The 1,764-nt window shown below is 53.6% G+C and carries 1 rRNA gene; it reads left to right on the top strand.

The window, feature by feature from the left end:
• Positions 1 to 1,732, top strand: a 23S ribosomal RNA gene (locus JK223_RS16780); the annotation flags it as partial.
• Between the last annotated feature and the right edge of the window lie 32 nt (positions 1,733 to 1,764).

Genomic DNA, 1,764 nt, shown 5'->3' on the forward strand with positions numbered 1-1,764 from the left:
GTGTTGTTGGGTAGGGGAGCGTTCTGTAAGCCGTTGAAGGTGGTCTGTGAGGGCTGCTGGAGGTATCAGAAGTGCGAATGCTGACATGAGTAACGATAAAGCGGGTGAAAAACCCGCTCGCCGGAAGACCAAGGGTTCCTGTCCAACGTTAATCGGGGCAGGGTGAGTCGACCCCTAAGGCGAGGCTGAAAAGCGTAGTCGATGGGAAACAGGTTAATATTCCTGTACTTGGTGTTACTGCGAAGGGGGGACGGAGAAGGCTATGTCATCCGGGCGACGGTTGTCCCGGTTTAAGCGTGTAGGCTGAGATCCCAGGCAAATCCGGGATCTCTTAAGGCTGAGGCGTGATGACGAGGTACCACGGTACTGAAGTGACAGATGCCCTGCTTCCGGGAAAAGCCTCTAAGCTCCAGGTAACACGAAATCGTACCCCAAACCGACACAGGTGGTCAGGTAGAGAATACCAAGGCGCTTGAGAGAACTCGGGTGAAGGAACTAGGCAAAATGGTGCCGTAACTTCGGGAGAAGGCACGCTGGCGCGTAGGTGAAGGGACTTGCTCCCGGAGCTGAAGCCAGTCGAAGATACCAGCTGGCTGCAACTGTTTATTAAAAACACAGCACTGTGCAAACACGAAAGTGGACGTATACGGTGTGACGCCTGCCCGGTGCCGGAAGGTTAATTGATGGGGTTATCCGCAAGGAGAAGCTCTTGATCGAAGCCCCGGTAAACGGCGGCCGTAACTATAACGGTCCTAAGGTAGCGAAATTCCTTGTCGGGTAAGTTCCGACCTGCACGAATGGCGTAATGATGGCCAGGCTGTCTCCACCCGAGACTCAGTGAAATTGAAATCGCTGTGAAGATGCAGTGTACCCGCGGCAAGACGGAAAGACCCCGTGAACCTTTACTATAGCTTGACACTGAATATTGAGCCTTGATGTGCAGGATAGGTGGGAGGCACTGAAGTACGGACGCCAGTTCGTACGGAGCCAACCTTGAAATACCACCCTTTAATGTTTGATATTCTAACGTAGACCCGTAATCCGGGTTGCGGACAGTGTCTGGTGGGTAGTTTGACTGGGGCGGTCTCCTCCCAAAGAGTAACGGAGGAGCACGAAGGTTAGCTAATCACGGTCGGACATCGTGAGGTTAGTGCAAAGGCATAAGCTAGCTTGACTGCGAGAGTGACGGTTCGAGCAGGTGCGAAAGCAGGTCTTAGTGATCCGGTGGTTCTGAATGGAAGGGCCATCGCTCAACGGATAAAAGGTACTCCGGGGATAACAGGCTGATACCGCCCAAGAGTTCATATCGACGGCGGTGTTTGGCACCTCGATGTCGGCTCATCACATCCTGGGGCTGAAGTAGGTCCCAAGGGTACGGCTGTTCGCCGTTTAAAGTGGTACGCGAGCTGGGTTTAGAACGTCGTGAGACAGTTCGGTCCCTATCTGCCGTGGGCGCTGGAGAATTGAGGGGGGTTGCTCCTAGTACGAGAGGACCGGAGTGAACGCACCACTGGTGTTCGGGTTGTCATGCCAATGGCATTGCCCGGTAGCTAAGTGCGGAAAAGATAAGTGCTGAAAGCATCTAAGCACGAAACTTGCCCCGAGATGAGTTCTCCCTGACTCCTTGAGAGTCCTGAAGGGACGTTGAAGACGACGACGTTGATAGGCCGGATGTGTAAGTGCAGCGATGCATTGAGCTAACCGGTACTAATGACCCGTGAGGCTTAACCTTACAACGCCAGAGGCGTTTTGCAGAGACGCAAA

Source organism: Tatumella sp. JGM118 (genome assembly GCF_018257515.1).
GTDB lineage: Bacteria > Pseudomonadota > Gammaproteobacteria > Enterobacterales > Enterobacteriaceae > Tatumella > Tatumella terrea.